A 19,943-nucleotide genomic window follows, 5' to 3' on the forward strand; every position below is an offset into this window, starting at 1 on the left:
GGGCGGGTTCGGGGGCGTGGCGGGGTGCCGTCGCCGGCTCGGGGTCTGTCGGCGCTGCTGTGGGGCGAGGGAGTGGTGGTGCCGGTTCCGCTCGTGTGGCGTCGGGGCGGCGTGAGGTCAGAGCTGCCACGGCGCCGGGGACCCGGCCTGGGGACAGGTCCGCCGCGGCCCCCGTCGCCCGGCGGGGTTCCGGCGCCGTCCCGGGCGGGCGGTACGCGGCGGCCGCCGGCGTCCCCGGCGGGTGGTCCGGGCGAGGCCGCAGGCCCTGGTACCGGACCCGCGCCTACCGGCTGACCCGGACGGTCGTGGTGGCCGTCTCGGTGCTGCTCGTGGCCGGGGTCTGCTGGGACCGGGGCGAAGAGCCCGGCTCAACCGTCACGGCCCTCCCGCGGGACTTCACGCCGGCCGCCCACCCGGCCGGCTCCGGCATGGGCATCGCTGCCCTGCCCCACTCCTCCGGCCCCGACGCGGCCGCCTCGCCGGGAGCCCCCGGCGCCCGCACCGGCACCGCCGCCCTCCCCCCGGCCCACTCCACCACCCCCGGCCCGCGCACCGGCCCGCCCCGGACACCGGCGCCCCCCTCGGCCACGCCCCGCCCCCGGGGCCCCGCCACCAACCGCCCCGCCAGCAACGGCCCCCGCACCACCCCCGATACCTCCGCCCCAGGGCCCCGCAACGGCGCCCCCGTCGCGCCGCCGCACAACCGTCCCGCGGCCGCCACCCCGCGCCCCGCCCCTCCCAAGCCCGCCGCCCGCGCCCCCGCCGTCCGGAAGCCCCATCGCCCGGCCGGTCTGCGCCCCCTGCCCCGTTCCCGGGCCACCCGGCTCCTCATCCCCTACCTCCGCCTCGACGCCCCGGTCATGGACCTCGGCCTCGACCGCGACCGCCGCCTCACCGCGCCGCCGGACGACGACCCCAAGCTCGTCGGCTGGTACCGGCACGGCGCCTCACCCGGCGAGCAGGGCACCGCCGTGGCCGTGGGGCATCTGGACACGGACAGTGGGCCCGCCGTCTTCGCGGGGCTGACCGAGCTGGAGCGGGGCCGGATCGTCAAGGCCCGCCGCGCCGACGGGCGCATCGCCGTCTACACGGTCGACAAGATCAAGTCGTACGAGAAGGCGGACTTCCCCAGCCAGGAGGTGTACGGCGCCCGGGGCCGCCCCGAGCTGCGTCTGATCACCTGCGGCGGCAGCTACGACCGCAGGAAGGGCTACTCCGGCAACGTGGTCGTCTTCGCCCACCTCACCGGCATCCGCTGAACCGGGCCGTCCGCCTTCTCACCAGATGGACGGAAGCCCCCGATCTTGTCCGGTGCCTTCCCCAGCCCGCACACATTCCGTTAACTTCCGTGACCCACAGCCCCGTACGACCCGCACGGGGCTTTCGACCGCGGAGCACCAGCGCCCTGAAGACCCCTCGGGGGCACCTCATGACACGCGCCATCTCCCTGCACGACGTGAGCAAGGCCTACCCGCGCGGCCCCCGCGTGGTGGACCGGCTGTCGCTGGACATCTCGCCCGGCGAGTTCCTCGTGCTGCTCGGGCCGTCCGGCTGCGGCAAGTCCACCGTGCTCAGAATGATCGCCGGGCTGGAGGAGATCGACGAGGGCAGACTGCTGCTCGACGGCGAGTACGCCAACGACCTGCCGCCGTCCGGCCGGGACATGGCGATGGTCTTCCAGAACTTCGCCCTCTACCCGAACATGACCAGCCGCGCCAACATCGGCTTCCCGCTGCGCATCGAGGCCCCGGGCACGGACCCCCGCCCCCGCGTCGACGCCACCGCCCGCATGCTCGGCATCGAGGACCTCTTGGACCGCCTGCCCGGCCAGCTCTCCGGCGGCGAACGCCAGCGCGTGGCGATGGGCCGGGCCATCGCCCGCCATCCCTCCGCCTTCCTCATGGACGAGCCGCTGTCCAACCTCGACGCCAAGCTCCGCACCCATCTGCGGGCCGAGATATCCCGCCTCACCCAGGAACTGGGCGTCACCACGATCTACGTCACCCACGACCAGGCCGAGGCCATGTCGCTCGGCGACCGGGTCGCCGTGCTGCGCGGCGGCGTCCTCCAACAGGTCGACAGCCCGCGCGCGGTCTACGCGCTGCCCCGCAACGTCTTCGTCGCCGCCTTCATCGGCACCCCGCGCATCAACCTGCTGCGCGGCCTGGTGCGGGCACCGCTCGACGGGGCGATGACCATCAGCCTCGGCAAGCAGTTCCTCCGCCTGCCCGAACCGCTCTCCCTGGACCACCAGTTGCTGCGGGTCCAGCAAGGGCGCGAGGTCATCGTGGGCCTGCGCTCGGAGGCCGTCAGGATCGCGAAGCACAGCGCGGCCCGCCCCGGCGAGGTGCCGATCACCGGCCTGGTCGAGCACGTGGAGTTCCAGGGGCACGAGATCCTGGTCCACTTCAACACCGGCTCCAGCCCCGCGGTCGTCCCCGACCTCGAAGCCCCGCGCCCCCGGCCCGGCCGCCCCGCGCGGCGGCGCCGCCGCGACGGCTCGGTCCTCACGAGGCTCCGGGAGCGGTCCGGGGCCGGGCGGGCCGGACCCGTGATCGCCCTGGACCACCCGGAGGCCCCCGCCCCCACGACCGCCGAAGCACGCCTGCCCGGCGACCTCATCGTCCGCACCACCCCGGACCTGGCCCTCCGGCACGGCATGCAGGTACCGCTCCTCGTGGACCTCGCCCACCTCTTCGTCTTCGACCAGCACGGCGACCGGATCTGTCCGCACCCGGACCGCCTGCCCGACCTGGGGGAGTGAGGAGCGGCACAGCCGGACGCGGCCGTCCGCGTGCTCTGATGACCGGTGGTGTCTGGCGCCAGAAAACTATCGTCGCTAGTTTATGTGTCGGACGACGACGCCCCGCCCCGGAGGAAGCGCGATGAAGGCACACGACGGCATGTACATCGACGGCGCCTGGCGCCCCGCCGCCGGCCAGGACGTGATCGAGGTCGTGAACCCGGTCGACGAGCAGGTCATCGGCACGGTCCCGGCGGGCACCGCCGAGGACGTCGACGCCGCCGTACGGGCCGCCCGCGCCGCCCTGCCGGGCTGGGCCACGACCCCGCCCGCCGAGCGCGCGGCGCGCCTGGCCGCCCTGCGGGACGTGCTCGTGACCCGCGCGGACGAGATCGCCGAGACCGTCACGGCCGAACTCGGCTCCCCGCTGAAGTTCTCGCAGGCCGTCCACGCGGGCGTGCCGGTCGCGGTGGCGGGCTCGTACGCCGAGCTGGCGGCCGTGTACGCCTTCGAGGAGAAGACCGGCAACTCGGTCGTGCACCACGAGCCGGTCGGTGTCGTGGCCGCGATCACGCCCTGGAACTACCCGCTGCACCAGATCGTCGCCAAGGTCGCCCCGGCCCTCGCGGCCGGCTGCACGGTCGTGGTGAAGCCCGCCGAGGACACCCCCCTGGTCGCCCGGCTGTTCGCCGACGCGGTGCACGAAGCCGGAATCCCGGCGGGCGTCTTCAACCTGGTCACCGGCCTCGGCCCGGTCGCGGGGCAAGCCCTCGCCGAACACCCCGGTGTCGACCTGGTCTCCTTCACCGGCTCCACCGCCGTGGGCCGGCAGATCGCCGCGATCGCCGCCGGGCAGGTCAAGAAGGTCGCCCTCGAACTCGGCGGCAAGTCCGCCAACGTCATCCTCCCGAGCGCCGACCTGGCCAAGGCGGTCAACGTCGGGGTCGCCAACGTCATGTCCAACTCCGGGCAGACATGCAGCGCCTGGACACGGATGCTGGTCCACCGCGACCAGTACGACGAAGCCGTCGGGCTCGCCGCTGCCGCCGCCGCCAAGTACGGCGAGCGCATCGGCCCGGTCGTCAACGCCAAGCAGCGGGACCGGGTCCGCGGCTACATCGAGAAGGGCGTGGCGGAAGGCGCCCGCCTGGTCGCGGGCGGCCCCGAAGCCCCCAGCGACCAGGGCTACTTCATTGCCCCGACCGTCTTCGCGGACGTCACCGAGGACATGACCATCGCGCAGGAGGAGATCTTCGGCCCTGTCCTGTCGATCCTGAGGTACGAGGACGAGGAAGATGCCCTGCGCATCGCCAACGGCACGGTGTACGGGCTCGCCGGCGCCGTCTGGGCCGGCGACGAGGCCGAGGCGGTGGCCTTCGCACGCCGCATGGAGACCGGACAGGTCGACATCAACGGCGGCCGCTTCAATCCCCTCGCCCCCTTCGGCGGCTACAAGCAGTCCGGTGTGGGCCGCGAACTCGGCGTGCACGGACTGGCCGAGTACCTCCAGACCAAGTCCCTCCAGTTCTAGAAACAGGGGAGTCCCTTCCGTCATGGCTGTCCGCGCCGCCGTCCTGCCCGCCATCGGCTCCCCGCTGGAGATCACCGGCATCGACCTGCCCGGCCCCGGACCCGGCCAGGTCCGCGTCCGGCTCGCCGCCGCCGGGGTCTGCCACTCCGACCTGTCCCTGTCCGACGGCACCATGCGCGTGCCCGTCCCGGCCGTCCTCGGGCACGAGGGGGCCGGCACGGTCGTCTCCGTCGGGGAGGGCGTCGACCACGTCTCACCCGGTGACGGCGTCGTCCTCAACTGGGCCCCCTCCTGCGGCGCCTGCCACGCCTGCTCGCTCGGCGAGGTGTGGCTGTGCGCCAACGCCCTCAGCGGCGCCGCCGACGTCTACGCCCGCACCGCCGACGGCACCGACCTCCACCCCGGCCTGAACGTCGCCGCGTTCGCCGAGGAGACGGTCGTCTCCGCCTCCTGCGTGCTGCCCGTCCCCGACGGCGTCCCGCTCACGGACGCGGCCCTGCTCGGCTGCGCCGTCCTCACCGGCTACGGCGCCGTCCACCACTCGGCCCGGGTCCGGCAGGGCGAGACCGTCGCGGTGTTCGGCGTCGGGGGAGTGGGCCTCGCCGCCCTCCAGGCCGCCCGGATCGCGGGCGCCTCGAAGATCGTCGCGGTGGACGTGTCCGCCGAGAAGGAGGAGCTGGCCAGGGCGGCCGGCGCCACCGGCTACGTCGTCGCCTCCGACACCACAGCCCGCGAGATCCGCGGCCTCACCGGCAAGCAGGGCGTCGACGTCGCCGTGGAGTGCGCCGGCCGCGCGGTGACCATCCGCACGGCCTGGGACTCCACCCGCCGTGGCGGCCGCACCACGGTCGTCGGCATCGGTGGCAAGGACCAGCAGGTCACCTTCAACGCCCTGGAGATCTTCCACTGGGGCCGCACCCTCTCCGGCTGTGTCTACGGCAACTGCGACCCGGCCCGGGACCTCCCCGTCCTGGCCGGACACGTCCGGGCGGGCCGCCTCGACCTGAGCGCGCTGGTGACGGAACGCATCTCACTGGACGGCATCCCGGCGGCCTTCGAGAACATGCTGGCGGGCAAGGGCGGCCGGGCCCTGGTCGTCTTCTAAGGCCCGAATCGTCCGGTACCCCGGCCTCCCGCGAGGCCGGGGCCTTCGGCATGCCCGGGCCCGCGGTCGATGCCAAGTACAGGTAAAAGTCCTGGTGCGCGACCCGTTGACGTACATACCGTCCGGTCAGTACGTTCCCCGGAACTCGAGCCACCCCCCGTTCCGTCCCCAGCACCCCCGGAGCGTGCACCGCATGGACACGGCACCTTCCGCTCAGCCCGCCACGACCACGCCCGCCGTCGGCAACCGCCGTCGCGTGGCCACCGCGGCGGCGCTCGCCTCGGCCGTCGAGTGGTACGACTACTTCGTCTTCGGCATCGCCGCCGCCCTCGTACTCGGCGACCTCTACTTCCCCGCAGGCAGCACCACGGCAGGCGTCCTCGCCTCGTTCGCCACCTTCGCTGTCGGCTTCCTCGCCCGGCCCATCGGCGGCATCGTCGCGGGCCAGCTCGGCGACAAGCGGGGCCGCAAGCCCATGCTGGTCCTCGCGCTCACCCTCATGGGCATCGCCACCACCGGCATCGGCCTGCTCCCGACCTACGAGACGATCGGCGTCGCCGCCCCGATCCTGCTGGTCCTCTTCCGCGTGCTCCAGGGCATCGCCGTAGGCGCCCAGTGGGGCGGCGCGATGCTGATGGCCACCGAGTACGCCCCCGAGGGCAAGCGCGGCATATACGGCAGCTTCGTCCAACTCGGCGTCCCCATCGGCGTGGTGACCGCCAACACGGTGTTCCTGCTGGCCGGCGCGTTCACCACCGACTCCGAGTTCGCGGCCTGGGCCTGGCGTGTGCCGTTTCTGGTCGGCCTGTTCGTCCTCGTGCTCGCCTGGTACATACACACTCGCGTCGAGGAGACCCCCGAATTCCGGGAGGCGGAGAAGAAGCTGGCCGAGAAGGAGAAGGTCGAGCAGTCCTCTCCGCTGCGCACGATCCTGCGCGGCCACCTCGGTACGGTGCTCCTCGCCGGCGGTTCCTTCGCCGTGAACACGGCGACCTTCTACATCATCATCACCGGCGTGCTCGACTACACGACCCGCGAACTCGGCATGAAGAAGAGCGCCGTCCTCATGGTCTCGCTGTGCATCAGCCTCACCCAGCTGGTGCTGATCCCGGCTGCCGCCGCGCTCTCCGACAAGTTCGGACGCATCCGGATCTACGCGATCGGCGCGGCCGGCATCGCACTGTGGGCCGTACCGCTCTTCCTGCTGATCGACACCGGCTCGCTGCTGTGGCTCGCGGTCGGCACGTTCGTCGCCAGCTGCTTCCTGAGCATCATGTACGGCCCCCAGGCCGCCCTGTTCGCCGAGCTGTTCACGCCCGAGATGCGCTACACCGGCGCCTCCCTCGGCTACCAGATCGCGGCCGTCGCGGGCGGCGGGCTCGCGCCCTTCATGATGGTGCTGCTCCTGGAGGCGACGGGCACGTCGATGGCCGTGTCCGGGTACATCATCGTGCTCTCGGTGATCGCACTCGTGTCGATCAAGATCCTCGCGGACCGGGCCCGTGCGGCAGAGGCGCCGGCCGAGCCCGAGACGACGTCCGGGTCAGCGAGCTGAGTCCCCGGCCTGCTCGGGCCGCGGCTCCGGAACCGCTCCCGGAGCCGCGACCCGGGCCGCGGCCCCCGACCGCGACCGGGACACCGCCACCCCGGCCAGGCACAGCACCCCGCCCACCAGCGTGAGCAGCCCCGGCACCTCGCCGAGGAACAGCCACGACATCAGGACGACCAGGGCGGGCGCCGCGTACGTCGTGGCGCCCATCCTGCTCGCGGTCGTCCGGGACAGCGCGTACGCCCACGTCGTGAAGGCGAGGGCGGTCGGGAAGACGCCCAGGTAGAGCATGTTCAGCGTCGCGGAGGCCGGGGCGTCACCGGCCTCCTGGACGAGCTGCCCCGCGAACGGCAGGCACAGCACCGCGCCGACCAGGCACCCGAACGTCGTCACCTGCAACGGGCTCGCCGAGCCCAGCGCCGGCTTCTGCGCCACGACGCCACCGGCGTACGCGACGGCCGCCAGCAGGCACAGCACCACCCCGAGCACCGAGGACCCGCCCTCGCCCGACATCGACAGGCCCACCGTCACGGCACCGGCGAACGACACGGCCATCCCCGCCAGCAGCCGCGGCGGCATCGGGTCGCCGAGCAGCCGCGCACCGAGCAGCGCGATCAGGATCGGCCCGGTGTTCACGACCAGGGCGGCCGTCCCCGCGTCGACCTGCTGCTCGCCCCAGTTGAGGGCGACCATGTAGAAGCCGAACCACAGCAGCCCCGATATCGCGATTCCCCGCCAGGCCGGGCGCGGCGGCACCCCCTCCCGCCGCAGCAGGCAGATCACCCCCAGCGTCAGCGCCCCGGCCAGCAGCCGCCCGAGCGCCAGCGCGCCCGGTGAGTACGCGTCACCGGCGCTGCGGATCGAGACGAAGGCGGACGCCCACAGCACGACGGTGACCGCCGCAGCGCCGGCGGCGAGCAGCTCCGCACGGCGGGCGGGACGGGACGGGGAGGTGTTCGACATCATGCTCCAGAGGCTAGGAGGGGGAGGGGCCGGGAAGCTCGCGGTTTTCGGACGGCGGCGCGGCTACCGCAGTGCCGCCGCCTCCACCCCCAGCAGGTCGAAGAGGGCGCGTTCCCCGGCCGCCGTCACCTTCACGGCCCGCTCCGAGCCGATGCGCACGCACCAGCCCGTGTCCAGGGCGTGCCGGCACAGCGCAGCGCCCGCGACGCCCGCGAGATGGGGCCGGCGTCCGGTCCAGTCGAGACAGGCCCGGGCGAGCGGCCGGCGGCTGCGCCGGTCGAGGGCGATGCCGGCCGAGACGAACCACTCCATCCCCGCGTCGGTGAGCGCGAACCCCGTCTCCTGCTCCAGCAGCCCGCGGGCCGTCAGCGCGTCGGTGACCGCGATGCCGAGCCGCCCGGCGAGATGGTCGTAGCAGGTGCGGCCCCGGGCCATCGCCGACCCGGCGTTCGACTCCCGCAGGGTGCGCGGCCGTACGGCGGTGCCCGGCGCGACCTGGGCGGCGAGGTCCTCCAATAGCTGGGCGATCCGGGCGTCGGCCAGCCGGACGTAGCGGTGCCGGCCCTGCCGCTCCTCGGTGAGCAGCCCGCCCGCGACGAGACGGCCCAGGTGCTCGCTCAGCGTCGAGGCGGCCACCCCAGCGTGCCGTGCCAGCTCGCCGGCGGTCCAGGCCCGGCCGTCGAGCAGCGCCAGCAGGCAGGCGGCCCGGGTCTCGTCCGCGAACAGCGCGGCGAACCGGGCCAGGGCCGTGGCGCGGGGGTCCCTCGTCGTCATGTCCCCAGCATGGGACACGGACGGTTCGGGGGTCGCCGAAGCGTCACCGCGCCGGGTGCCGCACCTGCTCGTACTGCCGCGCCAGCCCGTCCAGCAGAGCCGTCAGACCGGTCTCGAAAGCGCGCTCGTCGATCTTCTCCTGCTGCTCGGCGAGGCGGTGGGCCTGCTGGAGGTGGGGATAGTCGGCGGGGTCGTAGGCGCTCGCGTCGTCCACGAACCCCCCGGCGAAGGAGCCGAGGGCGGAGCCCATGACGAAGTAGCGCATCAGCGCGCCGATGGATGTGGCCTGCGCGGGCGGCCAGCCCGCGGCGACCATCGCGCCGTAGACGGCGTCCGCGAGGCGCAGTCCGGCCGGGCGGCGGCCGGGGCCGCGGGCCAGCACCGGGACGATGTTCGGGTGGTCGCGCAGGGCGGTCCGGTAGGAGACGGCCCAGTCGTGCAGCGCGGTCCGCCAGTCCCGGCCGTCCTGGAACATCGACAGGTCCACCTGGCCGCTCACCGAGTCGGCGACCGCCTCCAGGATCTCGTCCTTGGTGCGGAAGTGGTTGTACAGCGAGGGCCCGCTGACCCCCAGTTCGGCGGCGAGCCGCCGCGTGGAGACGGCGGCCAGGCCCTCCGCGTCCACGAGCGCGCGGGCCGTCTCGACGATCCGGTCGGTGCTGAGCAAGGGCTTGCGCGGTCGGGCCATGGCGCACATAGTAGGGCTGGACACGGAAACTAGCAGTGCTAATTTAAATGTACGGCTTTCAATGGGGTGACCTGTGGTGAATCTGGGGCTCAGCGACGAGCAGAGCGCGGTCCGGCGGCTCGCGCGGGACTTCACGGAGCGCGAGATCACCCCGCACGTCGTCGCCTGGGACCGCGCCGAAGAGGTCGACCGGGGAATCGTGAAGAAGCTCGGCGAGGTCGGCTTCCTGGGCCTGACGATCGACGAGGAGTATGGCGGCTCCGGCGGCGACCACCTCGCGTACTGCCTGGTCACGGAGGAACTGGGCCGGGGTGACTCGTCCGTGCGCGGCATCGTCTCCGTCTCCCTCGGGCTGGTCGCCAAGACCGTCGCCGCCTGGGGGAGCGAGGAGCAGAAGCGGCGCTGGCTGCCCGGCCTGACCTCCGGCGAGTCGGTCGGCTGCTTCGGCCTGACCGAGCCGGGCACGGGCTCGGACGCCGGCAACCTGGCGACCCGGGCCGTACGGGACGGCGACGACTACGTCATCGACGGCACCAAGACGTTCATCACCAACGGCACCTGGGCCGACGTCGTCCTGCTCTTCGCCCGCTCCACGGACGCCCCGGGCCACAAGGGCGTCTCCGCCTTCCTCGTCCCGGCCGACACGCCCGGCCTGACCCGCCGCACGATCCACGGCAAGCTCGGGCTGCGCGGCCAGGCCACCGCCGAGCTCGTCCTGGAGGGCGTGCGCGTGCCGGCCTCGGCGCTGCTCGGGGAGGAGGGCAAGGGCTTCTCCATCGCCATGTCGGCTCTCGCCAAGGGCCGGATGTCGGTCGCCGCGGGCTGCGTCGGCATCGCCCAGGCCGCCCTCGACGCGGCCGTGCGCTACGCGGGGGAGCGCGAGCAGTTCGGCAAAACCATCGCCCACCACCAGCTGGTCCAGGAACTGCTCAGCGAGATCGCCCTCGACGTGGACGCCGCCCGTCTGCTGACCTGGCGGGTCGCCGACCTGATCGACCGGGGGCAGCCGTTCGCCGTCGAGTCGTCCAAGGCCAAGCTGTTCGCCTCGGAGGCCGCCGTCCGCGCCGCCAACAACGCGCTCCAGGTCTTCGGCGGCTACGGCTACATCGACGAGTACCCGGCGGGCAAACTGCTGCGGGACGCCCGTGTGATGACCCTCTACGAGGGCACGAGCCAGATCCAGAAGCTGGTCATCGGGCGGGCCCTGACCGGCGTTTCGGCGTTCTGAGTACGTGTCTGAGTACTTCGGCGGATGTGGCGCGGGCCACGTCCGCCGATGCTGTCCCCCATGAGTGACACACCGGGCAAGCAGCAGAACACGGCCGCCTTCTACGGCCAGGCCGTCGCCTCCTTCGCCGTCGCCATGGCGGCCACCGCGATCGGCATCTACCAGCTGAGTGCCGATGCCTGGGTACGGGCCTTCCTCGCCATCGCCGTCCTGTACCTGGTCACGTCCTCCTTCACCCTGGCCAAGGTGATCCGGGACCGGCAGGAGGGTGCGGCCCCCTCGTACGCCCCTTTCGAGAAGCGCTGACCCACCTCTTCGGAATGTGCTGAGCGACCACACTAAGCGCTCGCTCACCTTCGGCGGTATGGTGTTCCTCCTGCCAGTGGAGAGGGGCGAGCGATGAGTACGGCGGAGGAGACGGCCGGCGGCGAGGCGCAGGCGTGGGGCGAGGTCACGCCCGACGCGGCGCGGCGGCTGCTGATCGCCGCGGTGGAGGCCTTCGCCGAGCGCGGCTACCACGCCACGACGACCCGCGACATCGCGGGCCGCGCCGGAATGAGCCCGGCCGCGCTCTACATCCACTACAAGACCAAGGAAGAGCTGCTGCACCGCATCAGCAGGATCGGGCACGAGAAGGCCCTGGAGATCCTGCGGACGGCGTCCCGCCGCGAGGGCAGCGCCACCGAACGTCTCGCCGACGCGGTGAGCTCCTTCGTCCGCTGGCACGCGGGCGGGCGGACCACCGCGCGGGTCGTGCAGTACGAACTCGAATCGCTCGGCCCCGACGCCCGCGCCGAGATCCTCGCGCTGCGCCGCCAGGTCGACGGCGAGGTACGCGGGATCATCGAGGAGGGCGCGCGGTCGGGCGAGTTCGACGTCGTCGACGTGCACGGCACGACGCTGGCCGTGCTGTCGCTCTGCATCGACGTGGCGCGGTGGTTCAACGTCGACGGCCCCCGGACGCCGGAGCAGGTCGGTGAGCTGTACGCCGACCTCGTGCTGCGCATGGTCGGAGCTCAGGGGCCGACGGCCTGATCCCGCCTCAGAGGTAGTAGCGCGCCACGGACTCGGCGACGCAGACCGGCTTGTCGCCGCCCTCGCGCTCGACGCTGAAGGCGACGGCCACCTGGACGCCGCCCGGCACCTCCTCGACGGCACTGATCGCCGCGGTGGCGCGCAGCCGGGAGCCGACGGGGACCGGGGCGGGGAAACGCACCTTGTTCGTGCCGTAGTTGACACCCATCTTCACGCCCTCGACGGCGATCAGCTGCGGTCCGAAGAGGGGCAGCAGCGACAGGGTCAGGTAGCCGTGCGCGATGGTGGTGCCGAAGGGGCCCGCGGCGGCCTTCTCCGGGTCGACGTGGATCCACTGGTGGTCACCGGTGGCCTCCGCGAAGAGGTCGATCCGCTTCTGGTCGATGTCGAGCCAGTCGGTGTACCCCAGTTGCTCGCCCACCGCCGACTTCAGGTCGTCGACGGACGTGAAGATCCTCGGCTCTGCCATGTCTTCCAGGCCTCTCGTGTGCAGGGGGTCTGCGCGCTCACTGTCTAAGCGACTGCTTAGCATGGTCGGCCGTGCGGGCTGTGTCAACGGACTCGGTAGGGTTCGAGGGGTGCCCCAGATCCCAGAGAAGATCCATGAGCTCACGGTCGGCCAGCTCGCGGCGCGCAGCGGCGCCGCCGTCTCGGCCCTGCACTTCTACGAGTCCAAGGGCCTGATCAGCAGTCGCCGGACCACGGGCAACCAGCGCCGCTACGCGCGCGACACACTTCGCCGGGTCGCCTTCATCCGGGCCGCGCAACGGGTCGGCATCCCCCTGGCGACGATCCGCGACGCACTCGCCGAACTCCCCGAGGAGCGCACCCCCACCCGGGAGGACTGGGCGCACCTCTCCGAGGTCTGGCGCGCCGAACTGGAAGAACGCATCAAGCAGCTGAACCGCCTGAGGGACCACCTCACCGACTGCATCGGCTGCGGCTGCCTCTCCCTGGACAACTGCGTCCTGTCCAACCCGGACGACGTCTTCGGCGAACGCCTCACGGGCTCGCGCCTGATGGTCGAGCGGGGCGGTCGCGGGTAGCCGCTGCCCGGCGCCCCGTCCCCGCAGGGCGGCAGACGGCCTGCGGCGTCATCGAGCCCTCGGCTCATGCGCCGGGCCGGCACCCCTCGGTCCCCGGCCGGCCGGCCCCGTACTCCGCCAGGCCCGCGGCGACCAGTTCCCCGTTGGACCCTGCCCGTTCCCCGTCCGGCAGAAGCAGGACGTCCTCCAGGCCGACCCGTGTGGCCAGGCCGAGCCGGCCGGCGAGCCGCAGCACCGGCCAGGCGCCGCCGTCCTCGCCGTGCAGCAGGACGGGCCGTCCGTGGGCGTCCCCGAGGGCGGACAGCAGCGCCCGCGCGGAGGAGACGGAGCCCGCCGGATCCGTGTCCGTCACCTCCGCCAGAACCCTCAGCACCTTCGGCCCGAGCGACGAGGCGGCGAACCGCTCCGCGCCGTCCGTCCCGGACCAGATGCCGGCCTCCACGCCCACGCCACGCTCCATGAGCAGCGCGGCCGTCTCCTCCGCCCCCGGCTCGTGCCAGTTGACCGAGGCGTGGTCGGGCAGCACCGTCCACGCGCGTATCCGCTCCAGCCGGGCGGCGGGGTCCGGCTCCGCCCACGCGCCCGTGGTCACGCCGACCGGCACCGGCACCCGCGCCCGGATCGCCGACAGCGTCGTCGCGAGCACCCGCGGCGACAACGTGTCCTGCCCGCACGGTGTCTTGGGATGGACGTGGATGTCCCGCGCCCCGGCGGCCACGGCCCCGGCGGCCGAGCCGGCCATCGACTCGGGTGTCAGCGGCACGGCCGCACCGTCAGCGGCCGTCCGCGAACCGTTCAGGCAGACCTGCATCATGACGTCGATGGTGCCAGTCACCACCGACAGTGGGGGTGCGGCATCCCCGGCGCACCCCCGCGCACCCGCATTCGTCAAGCCGACACCAACAGCCTCGCCCGCCGGGCGTACGCCAGGGACTCGGGCGTGAGCACGGGGCGCGGCACCAGGATCCCGCAGTCCGTGCAGACCGGACCGGACGAGGGTTCGTGGTCCAGGTCGTACCTCCACATGAGCTGCTCACCGCCGCACACCGGGCAGGCCGAGCCCGGTTCGCGCTCCAGCGCGGCGATCAGCCGGCGCAGCACCTCGGCCAGCGGTTCACGGGGATGGACCGCCGGATCGTCGCACCACGCCACACCGAACCCGCCCCAGGTCAGCCGGTGCCAGTCGTCCACACTGCCCGGCCTGCGCAGCCCGTCGTGCTTCTCCTTCTTGCGGCGCTCGGCGAACTCGACCTCGTAGGCCAGCCAGACCGCCCGCGCCTCCTCCAGTTCGTCCAGTGCGGCCACGAGCCGCACCGGATCGGGGGAGCGGTCCTCGGGACCGAACCCTGCCCGGGAGCACAGATGGTCCCAGGTCGCCCTGTGTCCGTAAGGGGCGAACCTCTCAAGGCACTTACGCAGCGAATAGCGCCGCAAGGCCAGATCGCACCGCGGATCGCGGACCTGTCTCGCCAGACTCCGGAAACCGGCCATCGTCCTGCACCTCCGTCACACCTGCACCTGTAATCCGGTCACTTCGGCGTCGTCGAACGGACGTCGCCGAATAGACGTATCGACAAGCGAATCGGCTCCATCCGATTTCAAATGGCCTCCATAAGCGGCCCCGAGAGGCTCGCGAGTCGACTGCCGTGGTCCGTGTGTCTGTTGTGCCGACTTCAAAAAGTGACGCTTGTTCATCTTCAAGCCGGGGGATACCGGCGGTAACATCCGGCCCACCCCCGTCGGGAGGAGCCCCCCATGCCACGGCGTGCCCCACGCACCGTTCTCGACAGAATGAGAACTCCCAGCGGAATCCCCGGGTTCCTGAAGACAGCATCGGTATGCGCCCTGATCGCAGGTCTCTTGTCGCCGCTTGCCCCGGCTGCCGCCTCGGAAACAGCGACCGCGCAGGCCGACGCCGCGGCGAACGACCACTGCGGCAACCAGTGTTCGGACATCCTCCCGCCCGGCCAGAACGGCAACGCCACCCTGGCCCAGATCCTCCTCAACCAGGCCTTCGGTGCCCAGCCCGAGCACGCCGAGGATCAGCTCGGGCCCTACGCCAACCTCGCCAAGGGCTACCCCGGCCTCACCAACGACAAGATCAACACCTTCTTCAACGACGCCTCCTTCGGGGTCCCCGCCGACCAGGTCGCCTCCAGCCTCAAACCCGCCGGACGCAGTGACGTGACGATCGTCCGGGACAAGAAGACCGGTGTGCCGCACATCACCGGTACGACCCGGTACGGCACGGAGTTCGGCGCCGGCTACGCGGCGGCCCAGGACCGGCTGTGGCTGATGGACGTCTTCCGGCACGTCGGACGCGGACAGCTGACCTCCTTCGCGGGCGGTGCCCCCTCCAACCAGGGCCTGGAACAGCAGTTCTGGCGGCACGCCCCGTACACCGAGGCCGATCTGCAGGCGCAGATCGACAACGCCGTCGCCACCAACGGCGAGCGCGGACGCCAGGCCCTCGCCGACGTCAAGGCCTACCTCGACGGCATCAACGCCTACATCGACGCCTCCGACCGCGGGCGCACCTTCCCCGGTGAGTACGTACTCACCGGGCACAAGGACTCAGTCACCAACGCGGGAACCATCGAGCACTTCAAGATCACCGACCTGGTCGCGCTGGCCTCCGTCATCGGCGCGCTGTTCGGCTCGGGCGGAGGCGGCGAGGTGAACAACGCCCTCTCGCTCATGGCCGCCCAGGAGAAGTACGGCGTCGCCGAGGGCACCAAGGTCTGGGAATCCTTCCGGATGCGCAACGACCCGGAGGCCGTTCTCACCCAGCACGCCGGCAGCTTCCCGTCCGGGACCAAGCCCGCCGACCCGCAGGGTACGGCCCTGCCCGACGCGGGCTCGGTGAAGATGGAGCCGCTCGTGTACGACCGCACCGGCAGCGCCGCCACGGCCGGTGCGACCGGCGCGTCCGGCGAAGCCGCGAAGACCGCCACTTCGTCCGCCAAGCGCGGCATGTCCAACGCCCTCGTCGTCAGCGGCAAGCACACCGCGAGCGGCCACCCCGTCGCCGTGTTCGGCCCGCAGACCGGCTACTTCGCACCCCAGCTGCTGCTGCTCCAGGAGATCCAGGGCCCGGGCATCAGCGCCCGCGGCGCCTCCTTCGCCGGCCTGAGCATGTACGTCGAACTCGGCCGCGGCCAGGACTACGCGTGGAGCGCCACGACCTCCGGCCAGGACATCATCGACTCCTACGCCGTCGAACTGTGCCAGGACGACTACCACTACCTGTACCGAGGCACCTGCACGCCGATGGAGAAGGTCGAGCAGAAGAACGCCTGGAAGCCCACGGCCGCCGACGGCACCGCGGCGGGCTCGTACACCATGCGCGTCTGGCGCACGAAGTACGGCCCCGTCGAGTACCGCGCGACGGTCGGCGGCAAGAAGGTCGCCTACACCACCCTGCGCTCGTCCTTCCTGCACGAGGCCGACTCCATCATCGGCTTCCAGATGCTGAACGACCCGGACTACGTCAAGGGCCCGGACACCTTCCAGAAGGCCGTGCAGCACATCAACTACACCTTCAACTGGTTCTACGCCGACTCCGAGCACACCGCCTACTACAACAGCGGCGACAACCCGGTCCGCGCGAGCGGTGTCGACGCCGAGTTCCCGGCGTGGGCGCGGCCGGCGTACGAGTGGCGCGGCTGGGACCCGGCGACCAACACGGCCGACTACACCCCGCCCTCCGCCCACCCGAACTCCGTCGACCAGGACTACTACGTCTCCTGGAACAACAAGCAGGCCAGGGACTACACGACCGCCCCCTGGGGCAACGGCTCCGTGCACCGCGGCAACCTCCTTGAGGACCGGGTGAAGAAGCTCGTCCAGCAGGGCGGGGTGACCCGGGCCGCCCTGGTGAAAGCCATGGCCGACGCCGGGCTGGCGGACCTCCGGGCCGAGGACGTCCTGCCCAGGCTCCTGAAGGTCGTCAACAGCTCACCCGTCACCGACCCCGCCGTCGCGGCAGCCGTGAGCAAACTCCAGGCCTGGACCGCCGCGGGGGGCAAGCGCACGGAGACCGCCGCCGGCTCGAAGAAGTACGCCGACGCCGACGCGATCCGCATCCTCGACGCCTGGTGGCCCCTGCTGGTCAAGGCCGAGTTCGAACCCGGCCTCGGCACCGGGCTCTACGAGGCCGTGACCGCCAACCTGCCCGTCGACGAGTCCCCGTCGGCCGCCCACGGCCCGACCGGATCGCACGCGGGAAGCTCCTTCCAGTACGGCTGGTGGAGCTACGTCGACAAGGACATCCGCGCGGTCCTCGGCGAGCAGGTCAAGGGACCGCTGGCCCGCACGTACTGCGGCGACGGCAGCCTCGCCGCCTGCCGGGACACCCTCGTCAGCACCCTGAAGGCGGCGGCCGGCAAGACGGCCGCCCAGGTCTACCCCGGCGACGACGTCTGCGCGGCGGGCGACCAGTGGTGCGCCGACTCGATCAACCACCGCACCCTCGGCGGCATCAAGCACGGCAAGATCAGCTGGCAGAACCGGCCGACCTATCAGCAGGTCGTGGAGTTCACCTCACACCGGTGACGCCCTGCCTGGCGGCGGGTCAGCGAACCCGGCCCGCCGCCAGGACCAGCCGGGCCAGTTCCGGGTGCAGGATGTCGCTGTGCGCACCGGCCGGCGGCCCGCCGCGTCTGACCACCGCCGCCGCGTCGACGTTCACGCACCCCGAGGCGGGCAGCTTCGTCTCCAGGGCCCGGGCGAGGGTGTGAGCGCGCGTGCCCGGCACCGCCTGTACGCCGTCGTACCCCATCGCGCCCCACTTGGCGCCCAGGACCCGCCCCACGACCGGCTCCGCGGCCGACCGGCTGTCGCCCGCCATCCGCGAGGCCAGCGGATACATCGTCCCCAGGGCCGCGTCGTGCCGGGAGTGGCAGCACACCAGGGGCCCGTCGACGCGGTTCTGCTGCCCCTGGAGCACCCCTCCCGCCCGGGCGTCGTGCGGCAGCCGGGCCGCGAACGCGTAGTGCGAGAAAGCGCCTTGGAGCAGCGTCACCGACTTCACCGTGCGCACGCCCTCGGGCAGGCCCCGCAGCGCGAACGACACCAGCCGCGCGCCGAAGCTGTGCCCGACCAGGTGCACCCGCACGCCGGGCGCCGCCTGAGCGAGCTGCCCGACGACCCGGCCGAGCCCGCGCTCCCCGACGGTCCCCGCGCGCCGCTTCATCGCGTAGTACGTGGCCTGCCGCAGCAGTTCGTGCGCACCGTCCCAGGGGTTGGGGATGCCGAACCCCTGCCGCGGCCCGGACGCCTCCAGCTCCGCCAGCGCCCGCGCGAACTCCTCACAGGCCGCCGCCGATGACCCGGCGAACATCTCCGGCTCACTCTGCGGCACGCCCTCCGCCACCGTGTCGGCGGCGAACAGCGCCTGCGGCCCGGGCGCCACCACCTCCACCAGCGTCCGCACCAGCCGCCCGAACTCCTCCAGCTCGGCCTCCTCCGGCGGCTGCTGCTCCAGCAGCCGGGCGATCTGGTCGACCAGGATCGCCCGGCCCGGAAAGGTGTCCAGCAGGGCGTGCCGTGTGTCCTTGTCCAGCACCGGGCGCCTCGGCGGCTCGGCCGCCACGGCCCTGGGGAAGTCCGGGATCGGCTCGTCGGAGAACCGCATCGCCGGCCACAGCACGCCGACGTAGCCGATCCGGGCCGCCGGGGCCAGCCGCGGCACGGGCGCGAAGAAGCGGTCGTACAGGCGGGTCGCACCCGAGCGGTCGGTGTTCCAGCCGTGCGCGAAGACGATCAGGTCGCGCACGCCCCGCTCGGTCACCCCGGCGAGCAGCCGGTCGCGCCGGCGGCCCTCCGGGTCCCCGTCCGCGTCGAAGGCCACCTCCCAGTAGGGAGTCACGCTCATCGCCGGATCCGCCATGACAGGCCCCCTGGTCCCCGGGTGACGCCACGATGTGGGCGCATCGTCCTGCCAACGGGCGAGCTTGGCCATACGTCACGGGCGCATTCGGCTCAGCGGTAGCGGAGGTACTTCCGCCGCATCCTCCGGAACGCCGCCAGGTCCTCCTGCCAGCCGGCCACCACCTCGTCGGTGTCCGCACCCGCGTCGATCATCGTGCGCACGCGCGTGGAACCGGTGAGCTTGTCGATCCAGTGGTCCGGACGCCAGGCGAAACCGCTCCAGACCCGCTTGGCGGTGACGAGCAGGGCGATCCCCGTCCGCACGGGGTCGAAGGCGGCCCGGTCGTGCACGTGCACCTGGACACCGCCGACCGTCTTCCCCTGGAACTTCGAGAACGTGGGCGCGAAATAGGCCTCCCTGAACCGGACCCCGGGCAGGGCGAGTTCGTTCGCTGCGGCCGCCCAGCGCCGGTCGACGCCCTCCGCGCCGAGCAGTTCGAACGGCCGGGTCGTGCCCCGCCCCTCCGACAGGTTCGTGCCCTCGAACAGGCACGTCCCCGAGTACACCAGGGCCGTGTCCGGCGTCGGCATGTTGGGGCTCGGCGGCACCCAGGGCAGCCCGGAGGCGTCGTAGAAGTCCGACCGCTTCCAGCCCGACATCGGCACGGTCTCCAGCGGCACGGGCTCGGTCAGGAACTCCCCGTTGAACAGCCGCGCCAGCTCGGCGACGGTCATCCCGTGGGCCTGGGCGATGGGCTGCCGCCCGACGAACGTGGCGAACTCCTTGTGCAGGACCGGGCCGAGGGCCGCCCGCCCGGTCGCCGGGTTGGGCCGGTCCAGGACCACGAACCGCTTGCCGGCGAGCTGTGCGGCCTCCATGCAGTCGTACAGCGTCCAGATGTACGTGTAGAAGCGGGCGCCGACGTCCTGGATGTCGAAGACGACCGTGTCGACGCCGGACGCGGTGAAGACGTCGGCGAGCGGCCGGCCGCTCTTGAGATATGTGTCGTAGACGGGCAGGCCGGTCGCCGGGTCGTCGTAGCGGCCCTCGGAGCCGCCGGCCTGGGCGGTGCCGCGGAAGCCGTGCTCGGGGCCGAAGACGGCCCTCAGGTCCACTCGGGTGTCCGCGTGCATGACGTCGACGATGTGGCGGGCGTCGCGGGTGATGCCGGTGGGGTTGGTGACGATGCCGATGCGCTGGCCGCGCAGGGGCTCGTAACCGGACGCGGCCAGGTTCTCGAAGCCGGTTCGCCGGTGACCCCGGGCTTCGGCTGCGGTGGGGGTGAGTGACGCGGCTGCCGCAGTGGCCGCTGTGAGTAACGTCCGTCTGGAAGGGCGCATACGGTGACCTCCTTGAGCGGGGACGGTCGGCATGGGCACGGTATGCGCTACCGCGGGTCGTGGGGAGGC

The 19,943-nt window shown here is 72.4% G+C and carries 18 protein-coding genes; 10 read left to right on the forward strand and 8 right to left on the reverse strand.

Features of this window, described 5'->3' with window-relative positions; translation table 11 throughout:
- The first annotated feature begins 443 nt into the window (after window positions 1-443).
- The 5 genes from OO68_RS48810 (at window position 444) to OO68_RS27385 (ending at window position 6,934) form a co-directional block, all read left to right on the forward strand.
- On the forward strand, window positions 444-1,259 hold the full coding sequence (locus OO68_RS48810) for a class F sortase (protein ID WP_500691365.1): 816 nt from the start codon (window positions 444-446) through the stop codon (window positions 1,257-1,259).
- A 170-nt stretch (window positions 1,260-1,429) separates the two neighbouring features.
- Window positions 1,430-2,764: an ABC transporter ATP-binding protein gene (locus tag OO68_RS27370; protein ID WP_033311834.1), complete on the forward strand. Its 1,335-nt coding sequence runs from the start codon at window positions 1,430-1,432 to the stop codon at window positions 2,762-2,764.
- A gap of 121 nt (window positions 2,765-2,885) precedes the next feature.
- Entirely contained in the window at window positions 2,886-4,274 is a 1,389-nt protein-coding gene (locus tag OO68_RS27375; protein ID WP_033311835.1) for an aldehyde dehydrogenase family protein, read from the forward strand.
- A gap of 22 nt (window positions 4,275-4,296) precedes the next feature.
- Window positions 4,297-5,379: a Zn-dependent alcohol dehydrogenase gene (locus OO68_RS27380; RefSeq protein ID WP_033311836.1), complete on the forward strand. Its 1,083-nt coding sequence runs from the start codon at window positions 4,297-4,299 to the stop codon at window positions 5,377-5,379.
- Between the two features lie 193 nt (window positions 5,380-5,572).
- Entirely contained in the window at window positions 5,573-6,934 is a 1,362-nt protein-coding gene (locus OO68_RS27385; RefSeq protein WP_033311837.1) for an MFS transporter, read from the forward strand.
- Here OO68_RS27385 and OO68_RS27390 read toward each other — a convergent pair.
- The 3 genes from OO68_RS27390 to OO68_RS27400 all read right to left on the reverse strand — a co-directional run bounded on the left by OO68_RS27390 (window position 6,923) and on the right by OO68_RS27400 (window position 9,362).
- A complete protein-coding gene (locus OO68_RS27390) occupies window positions 6,923-7,891 on the reverse strand; it encodes a DMT family transporter (RefSeq protein ID WP_033311838.1) in 969 nt (322 codons plus the stop codon). The genes OO68_RS27385 and OO68_RS27390 overlap by 12 nt on opposite strands.
- Before the next feature lie 63 nt (window positions 7,892-7,954).
- Complete coding sequence (locus tag OO68_RS27395; RefSeq protein WP_033311839.1) at window positions 7,955-8,665, reverse strand: ArsR/SmtB family transcription factor; 711 nt, start codon at window positions 8,663-8,665, stop codon at window positions 7,955-7,957.
- 43 nt (window positions 8,666-8,708) lie between these two features.
- Window positions 8,709-9,362 (reverse strand): TetR/AcrR family transcriptional regulator, encoded by a 654-nt coding sequence (locus tag OO68_RS27400; protein WP_209442624.1) that lies wholly within the window; start codon window positions 9,360-9,362, stop codon window positions 8,709-8,711.
- A gap of 67 nt (window positions 9,363-9,429) precedes the next feature.
- Between OO68_RS27400 and OO68_RS27405 the strand changes: the two genes are divergently transcribed.
- From OO68_RS27405 to OO68_RS27415, 3 genes are all read left to right on the forward strand, one after another.
- The gene (locus tag OO68_RS27405) at window positions 9,430-10,581 is read left to right on the forward strand and encodes an acyl-CoA dehydrogenase family protein (protein WP_033311964.1); all 1,152 of its coding nucleotides are present in this window, start codon (window positions 9,430-9,432) and stop codon (window positions 10,579-10,581) included.
- A 60-nt stretch (window positions 10,582-10,641) separates the two neighbouring features.
- Entirely contained in the window at window positions 10,642-10,887 is a 246-nt protein-coding gene (locus OO68_RS27410) for a YiaA/YiaB family inner membrane protein (protein WP_033311965.1), read from the forward strand.
- Between the two features lie 93 nt (window positions 10,888-10,980).
- Window positions 10,981-11,616: a TetR/AcrR family transcriptional regulator gene (locus tag OO68_RS27415; protein ID WP_033311841.1), complete on the forward strand. Its 636-nt coding sequence runs from the start codon at window positions 10,981-10,983 to the stop codon at window positions 11,614-11,616.
- A gap of 7 nt (window positions 11,617-11,623) precedes the next feature.
- Here OO68_RS27415 and OO68_RS27420 read toward each other — a convergent pair whose 3' ends face one another.
- Window positions 11,624-12,085, reverse strand: coding sequence for a MaoC family dehydratase (locus OO68_RS27420; RefSeq protein ID WP_033311842.1), 462 nt, complete (start codon window positions 12,083-12,085; stop codon window positions 11,624-11,626).
- 109 nt (window positions 12,086-12,194) lie between these two features.
- On the opposite strand from OO68_RS27420, the gene soxR reads away from it, so the two are divergent.
- A complete protein-coding gene (soxR, locus tag OO68_RS27425) occupies window positions 12,195-12,662 on the forward strand; it encodes a redox-sensitive transcriptional activator SoxR (protein ID WP_033311843.1) in 468 nt (155 codons plus the stop codon).
- Between the two features lie 64 nt (window positions 12,663-12,726).
- On the opposite strand, the gene OO68_RS27430 is transcribed toward soxR, so the two are convergent.
- Together OO68_RS27430 and OO68_RS27435 are read right to left on the reverse strand one after the other, a co-directional pair.
- Complete coding sequence (locus tag OO68_RS27430; RefSeq protein WP_033311966.1) at window positions 12,727-13,476, reverse strand: 3-keto-5-aminohexanoate cleavage protein; 750 nt, start codon at window positions 13,474-13,476, stop codon at window positions 12,727-12,729.
- A 74-nt stretch (window positions 13,477-13,550) separates the two neighbouring features.
- Entirely contained in the window at window positions 13,551-14,153 is a 603-nt protein-coding gene (locus OO68_RS27435) for a hypothetical protein (protein WP_033311844.1), read from the reverse strand.
- Window positions 14,154-14,417: 264 nt separating this feature from the next.
- Here OO68_RS27435 and OO68_RS27440 point away from each other — a divergent pair, with 264 nt between their 5' ends.
- Window positions 14,418-17,216, forward strand: coding sequence for a penicillin acylase family protein (locus OO68_RS27440; protein ID WP_033311845.1), 2,799 nt, complete (start codon window positions 14,418-14,420; stop codon window positions 17,214-17,216).
- Between the two features lie 19 nt (window positions 17,217-17,235).
- Here the strand turns inward: OO68_RS27440 and OO68_RS27445 are convergent, their stop codons facing one another.
- Complete coding sequence (locus OO68_RS27445; protein ID WP_033311846.1) at window positions 17,236-18,552, reverse strand: serine/threonine protein kinase; 1,317 nt, start codon at window positions 18,550-18,552, stop codon at window positions 17,236-17,238.
- Window positions 18,553-18,644: 92 nt separating this feature from the next.
- Window positions 18,645-19,874, reverse strand: coding sequence for an exo-beta-N-acetylmuramidase NamZ family protein (locus OO68_RS27450; protein WP_033311847.1), 1,230 nt, complete (start codon window positions 19,872-19,874; stop codon window positions 18,645-18,647).
- Between the last annotated feature and the right edge of the window lie 69 nt (window positions 19,875-19,943).

Origin of the sequence: Streptomyces iakyrus, from assembly GCF_000717055.1 — a bacterium.
GTDB lineage: Bacteria > Actinomycetota > Actinomycetes > Streptomycetales > Streptomycetaceae > Streptomyces > Streptomyces iakyrus.

What these genes read in the sequence shown, in the direction of transcription:
- OO68_RS27370 (WP_033311834.1), top strand. Translation starts at nt 1,430, where the DNA reads ATGACACGCGCCATCTCCCTGCACGACGTGAGCAAGGCCTACCCGCGC.
- OO68_RS27375 (WP_033311835.1), top strand. Translation starts at nt 2,886, where the DNA reads ATGAAGGCACACGACGGCATGTACATCGACGGCGCCTGGCGCCCCGCC.
- OO68_RS27380 (WP_033311836.1), top strand. Translation starts at nt 4,297, where the DNA reads ATGGCTGTCCGCGCCGCCGTCCTGCCCGCCATCGGCTCCCCGCTGGAG.
- OO68_RS27385 (WP_033311837.1), top strand. Translation starts at nt 5,573, where the DNA reads ATGGACACGGCACCTTCCGCTCAGCCCGCCACGACCACGCCCGCCGTC.
- OO68_RS27390 (WP_033311838.1), bottom strand. Translation starts at nt 7,891, where the DNA reads ATGTCGAACACCTCCCCGTCCCGTCCCGCCCGCCGTGCGGAGCTGCTC.
- OO68_RS27395 (WP_033311839.1), bottom strand. Translation starts at nt 8,665, where the DNA reads ATGACGACGAGGGACCCCCGCGCCACGGCCCTGGCCCGGTTCGCCGCG.
- OO68_RS27400 (WP_209442624.1), bottom strand. Translation starts at nt 9,362, where the DNA reads ATGTGCGCCATGGCCCGACCGCGCAAGCCCTTGCTCAGCACCGACCGG.
- OO68_RS27410 (WP_033311965.1), top strand. Translation starts at nt 10,642, where the DNA reads ATGAGTGACACACCGGGCAAGCAGCAGAACACGGCCGCCTTCTACGGC.
- OO68_RS27415 (WP_033311841.1), top strand. Translation starts at nt 10,981, where the DNA reads ATGAGTACGGCGGAGGAGACGGCCGGCGGCGAGGCGCAGGCGTGGGGC.
- OO68_RS27420 (WP_033311842.1), bottom strand. Translation starts at nt 12,085, where the DNA reads ATGGCAGAGCCGAGGATCTTCACGTCCGTCGACGACCTGAAGTCGGCG.
- OO68_RS27430 (WP_033311966.1), bottom strand. Translation starts at nt 13,476, where the DNA reads ATGATGCAGGTCTGCCTGAACGGTTCGCGGACGGCCGCTGACGGTGCG.
- OO68_RS27435 (WP_033311844.1), bottom strand. Translation starts at nt 14,153, where the DNA reads ATGGCCGGTTTCCGGAGTCTGGCGAGACAGGTCCGCGATCCGCGGTGC.
- OO68_RS27440 (WP_033311845.1), top strand. Translation starts at nt 14,418, where the DNA reads ATGCCACGGCGTGCCCCACGCACCGTTCTCGACAGAATGAGAACTCCC.
- OO68_RS27445 (WP_033311846.1), bottom strand. Translation starts at nt 18,552, where the DNA reads ATGGCGGATCCGGCGATGAGCGTGACTCCCTACTGGGAGGTGGCCTTC.
- OO68_RS27450 (WP_033311847.1), bottom strand. Translation starts at nt 19,874, where the DNA reads ATGCGCCCTTCCAGACGGACGTTACTCACAGCGGCCACTGCGGCAGCC.